Source organism: Rhodococcus sp. NPDC059969, assembly GCF_042738325.1.
In the GTDB taxonomy this organism is placed as follows: Bacteria; Actinomycetota; Actinomycetes; order Mycobacteriales; family Mycobacteriaceae; genus Rhodococcus_F.
The window spans coordinates 166,878-171,424 of record NZ_JBHWUF010000003.1; the positions used below are offsets into that span (position 1 = coordinate 166,878).

Here is a 4,547-nt window from a genome sequence, read left to right on the forward strand (position 1 = left end):
GCCGAGGCGCCCGGCAACGATCGCTCCCGCGTGAACGCTGTGCTCACCGGTTCGGCATGGCTGCGTTCGCTCTACGCAGCCGCAGGTGGATTCCTGATCTTTGCCGGGTTCCCACCCCGCCCACTGTGGTTCTTGGCGCCCGTCGGGATCGCTCTTCTGACGTGTGTCTTGACCAACTTCGGCCGCGGCGGACTTCGCCTGCGGGCCGGCTTCGGTTACGGGTACCTGGCCGGTCTCGGATTCCTGGTGCCGCTGCTTCCGTGGATCGGTGTGTTCGTAGGCGCGGTCCCGTGGATCGCGTTGGCCGCGGTGGAGTCGTTGTTCATCGGACTGTTCGGGTTGCTCGCTGTCCTGGTGGCGAGGTTGCCGTGGGCACCGTTGTGGATTGCCGCGACCTGGACGCTCACCGAGTGGCTTCGTTCCAGCGTTCCTTTCGGCGGATTTCCCTGGGGCAGGCTCGCATTCGGTCAATCCGAAGGGTGGCTCCTTCCCCTTGCGAGTGTCGGCGGTGCGCCGCTGCTCAGTTTCGCGGTGGCCCTGACCGGTACCGGCTTGGCAGCAATTGCCGTCGCTGTCGCAGCCAAGCGGTGGGACCGAGGATTCTTCGGAGCTGTTGCCGCTGCCCTCGTGCCCGTGATCATTGCCCTTGTGGCGTCGCCGTTCCTGGCCACCATGGATTCCGGCGACCGAACTATCACCGTCGCCGCGATTCAGGGAAGCGTTCCGCGGTTGGGCTTGGACTTCAATTCGCAACGCAAGCAGGTCCTCGACAATCATGTGAGCGAAACCGTGAAACTTGCCGCCGAGGTGGACGCGGGCCGTGTCGATCGGCCTGACGTCGTGATCTGGCCGGAGAACGCCTCGGACATCGACCCCCTGCGAAACGCCGATGCCGCGGCCGACATCACCCGAGCCTCCGAAGCGATCGGGGCGCCGATTCTTGTCGGCACCGTACTCGTCAATGCCGATCGCACGACCACGAACTCGGTGATCGTGTGGGACGGCGCCGACGGTCCTCAGGAACAACACGACAAGAAGATCATCCAGCCGTTCGGCGAATACCTGCCTTACCGGAGCTTCTTCCGGAACTTCTCGTCCTATGCCGATCGCGCGGGCAACTTCGTGCCCGGCGAGGGCAACGGGGTCGTCCACGCAGCGGACGTACCCATCGGCGTCGCAACGTGTTACGAGGTGGCGTTCGACCGAGCCTTCCAGGAGTCGGTCCGCAACGGTGCACAACTTCTCGCGGTACCCACCAACAACGCCACGTTCGGCGACACCGAGATGACGTATCAGCAGCTGGCGATGTCGCGCGTGCGGGCAGTCGAGCACGGCCGCGCGGTGGTCGTTGCTGCGACCAGTGGTGTCAGCGCGATCATCGGTCCCGACGGCGCGGTGACTTCGCAGACCGAACTGTTCGTGCCTGCCGCACTGGTGGCGAAGGTGCCGCTCTCGACCAGCACCACCCTCGCCACCCGAGTAGGCCCGGCGCCGGAAATCGTGCTCAGCATCATCGCTGTCGGCGCGATTGCCTTCGCAGTGATCGCCAGGCGCCGGGACAAGGCCGAGCTACCTGCCGAAAAGACGGCAGCAACCTGAGCTGAGCATCGGATACCGGGCAGTCGATGTTCCGAGGGGCGCCTGGGCGGGTACTCGCTGTGCCACCCGTTCCAGCGCAAAGGCGGCGTTCCGTGACCGAGCCCGAGAAGACCCAGCCACAGAAGACCGAGCCCGAAAAGGCCGAGCGACAGATTGCAGTTCGTAAAACGAGCGTGGTCGATGCGGTTCTGCAATCACCGCTCGCGGGCCTGTCGCCGTGGATCCTGCTGTCTTTGCTCTCCGGGCCGGGAAGGTTCGAGGAATCCGCAGCTGCCGCGCTGGGGTTGTCACTGCTGATTTTGGCGGCCAGTTACCGGCGCGGTGGCACCGTGAAGCTGTTGGAGGTCTTCGACGTCGCGTTCTTCGGCGTTCTTGCGGCCATCGGGCTCCTCGCGTCGGCGAACACGATTCGGTGGTTCGAACTCTGGGGAGGCGAACTGACCAACATCGCACTGGTGGTCTTCGCCTTCGGGTCGATCCTGCTCCGCAACCCTTTCACCTTGCAGTACGCGAAAGAGTCGACGCCCGAGGAGTATTGGACGACGCCCTTGTTTCTGCGCATCAACCACGTCATCACGGCAGTATGGGCGCTCGCCTTCACCTGGTCGGCTGCGGTGGGCCTGTTCGGAGATGCACGGCTGCACGACGGTGACAACTTCTGGACCGGGTGGATTCTGCAGTTGCTCGGAACCTTCTTCGCGATCTCGTTCACCGAGTGGTACCCCGAGTACGCGCCGAACAAGGCGGCTCAGGCGCAGGGCCTCGATACCGAACCCCCGCAGTCGATTTTCCGGCTGTTCGACTTTCTGCCGGTGTTCATAGCCGTGACCGGAATCGCAGGGCTGGTGACCGACTCCGTTTCCGTGACCGCAGGCGTCACGTTGATCCTGGTCGGCGTTTTCGGATATCTGGCGATGCGAAGATTCACGGTCGACTAGAAGGTCGCAGTCATCGCGCGCCGACGGGAACCTGGTGCACGATTGTTTCGGTGACCGGCAGAGTGTTGACCGCCTCGATCGCATCCCACCTGTACTGGCCACAGGCGCCCTGGGGAACGAGCGGCCGCATACCGTACCCCTGATCGTCCACAAGCCACACGGTCGGCGGAACAAGCTGGTCGGTCATGCACGAGGGATCCCGAGGGTCGGAGGGCACTCTGAAGGCGGACAGAACAGCCGACAGATCGCCCCTACGATGCTGCTCGACCCAACCGATCGTGTCATCGCCATTGTCATCGCCATTGTCATCGCCATTGTCATTGTCATTGTCATTGTCATTGCCATCAGTACCGAAGTCGCAAGTGATCACGTGAGTGGGGGTGAATCCGTCGGGGATCGGTTTCGGTTCGGAAACGAGCACTCCGGTGCCGAGCGACGCGCCGAGATTGTCGGCGAGGCAGGTCGCCGGCTCGAGCATCGAAAGATCGGCTGTCGGGGGAGCCGGGGCGGAGCCCAGCACCGGGGACTCGGCACTTCCGCAGCCCACAAGGAGAAGCAGTGCGCCCGCGCCGACAAACATTCCTGACGGTCTCATTTCGACACCGTATCCGAGGTGTCCCAATGCCGTGTCGAAGTTTCATGCCGTATCGAAGTTTGGTGCACCGAAGTTTGGTGTGTCGCAGGGTGGGGGATACAGCTCACACTGGTGCACGAAGCAGTGCCGATGGTTCTCCAGCGCGAATCCAGCATTCGCGCACTGTCGGCTCGCGAGTGCGCCTGGATGCTGAATGACGTTGTACTGAAATATCTTTCAGTACGGCGAAGCATCTGGAGTTGCCACGTCGAAGAAGGGCCGAAGTATGACGTCGACTTGTGAACGATCACTCCCCGAAGAACGAGAAAGACCGCCCGGTGTAGAACCGGACGGTCTTGATCGAAGTGCTAGTTCATGCGCCGCGACGCTTGGCCTTCAGCAAGTCGAGACGCTCTTTGAGGAGCTCTTCGAGTTCCTCGACCGAGCGACGCTCGAGAAGCATGTCCCAGTGGGTACGGGGAGGCTTGACCTTCTTGGCTTCGGGAGCAGTTCCCTCCATGAGGCTGCCTTCGAGGCCGTTACGGCACAACCAGGTACCGGGGATCTCGGCTTCGTCCGCGAACGGGATGTCGAAGATCTCGCCGTTCTCGCACTTGTACTTGGCCATACGACGGGGCGCGAGGTCATGGTCACGGTCGGTCTCGTAGCTCACAGCTCCGAGTCGGCTACCTCGAAGTACGCGATCTGCCATGGTGGTGTCCTCTCTTCGTTCGTCACCGCTGGTGGGCGCCCTGACTTGGGGAGTAGACGCTCACACTCATCTACAACGCCACGAGCACCCGATTGGTTCCCGTGTGGCGAGAAGACGCAACCTCTCCATCTTACCGGGTACCGTGCGCGTTCATCGAAGGCGTCCGAATCTCGAGTACAGTGTCGACTCATGGCTGAGAGCACACGCGTCGGATCACCGCAGACTGCGCGTTCCGGAAACCCGTGCGTGTGGTGCGGCCGCGAGGTCGCGGTGACGGGAGTGGGTCGTCGTCGCCGGTACTGCAGCCAGTCTTGTCGCCAGCGCGCCTACGAACAACGCAGTGCCGTCAAAGGCACCTCCATCCCGGCTGACGCCGTCATCTTGACCGCCGTCGAGGCTGTCGAACTGGTGGATCGGATGTTCGAGGTCCGCTGCGCCGCCGAAGATGTGGCGACTGCTGTTGCCGAGGGCGCCGAAAGTTCGGAACTCACACAGTTGTGTGAACGGTTGACCGAACTTGCCCGCGAAGCCGAACGTTTCCGGTGAAGCAGGTGTGGGCAACCGGTTTCTAGCCTTGCGTTGAGCACCGCATCACTGCGGTGCGCCTGACGCCTGACGACGACAAATTCTGATCCTGAGTTCGGACCTTCGGGGAGGTTCGGACTTCGAAGCGACCCTTCGTCGAGGTCGATGACCTTCGGCTGCGCTCTCGCAGGATCGCCAC

The 4,547-nt window shown here is 62.8% G+C and carries 5 protein-coding genes; 3 read left to right on the forward strand and 2 right to left on the reverse strand.

Translation table 11 applies throughout. The annotated features are described in order from the left end of the window. Window positions 1-30: 30 nt before the first annotated feature. Window positions 31-1,599, forward strand: coding sequence for an apolipoprotein N-acyltransferase (gene lnt, locus ACFWAD_RS12450; protein ID WP_378544603.1), 1,569 nt, complete (start codon window positions 31-33; stop codon window positions 1,597-1,599). A 92-nt stretch (window positions 1,600-1,691) separates the two neighbouring features. Next, the gene (locus tag ACFWAD_RS12455) at window positions 1,692-2,537 is read left to right on the forward strand and encodes a hypothetical protein (RefSeq protein WP_378544153.1); all 846 of its coding nucleotides are present in this window, start codon (window positions 1,692-1,694) and stop codon (window positions 2,535-2,537) included. A 10-nt stretch (window positions 2,538-2,547) separates the two neighbouring features. Here the strand turns inward: ACFWAD_RS12455 and ACFWAD_RS12460 are convergent, their stop codons facing one another. Then, a complete protein-coding gene (locus ACFWAD_RS12460) occupies window positions 2,548-3,015 on the reverse strand; it encodes a hypothetical protein (RefSeq protein WP_378544156.1) in 468 nt (155 codons plus the stop codon). Window positions 3,016-3,484: 469 nt separating this feature from the next. After that, on the reverse strand, window positions 3,485-3,823 hold the full coding sequence (locus ACFWAD_RS12465; RefSeq protein WP_230815631.1) for an RNA polymerase-binding protein RbpA: 339 nt from the start codon (window positions 3,821-3,823) through the stop codon (window positions 3,485-3,487). A 189-nt stretch (window positions 3,824-4,012) separates the two neighbouring features. Here ACFWAD_RS12465 and ACFWAD_RS12470 point away from each other — a divergent pair, with 189 nt between their 5' ends. Continuing rightward, window positions 4,013-4,369 (forward strand): hypothetical protein, encoded by a 357-nt coding sequence (locus tag ACFWAD_RS12470; protein ID WP_192804714.1) that lies wholly within the window; start codon window positions 4,013-4,015, stop codon window positions 4,367-4,369. Window positions 4,370-4,547 lie beyond the last annotated feature (178 nt).

Excerpts from the sequence above, each read along its gene's own strand:
- ACFWAD_RS12465 (WP_230815631.1), bottom strand. The coding sequence starts at position 3,823 with ATGGCAGATCGCGTACTTCGAGGTAGCCGACTCGGAGCTGTGAGCTAC.
- ACFWAD_RS12460 (WP_378544156.1), bottom strand. The coding sequence starts at position 3,015 with ATGCTCGAGCCGGCGACCTGCCTCGCCGACAATCTCGGCGCGTCGCTC.
- ACFWAD_RS12470 (WP_192804714.1), top strand. The coding sequence starts at position 4,013 with ATGGCTGAGAGCACACGCGTCGGATCACCGCAGACTGCGCGTTCCGGA.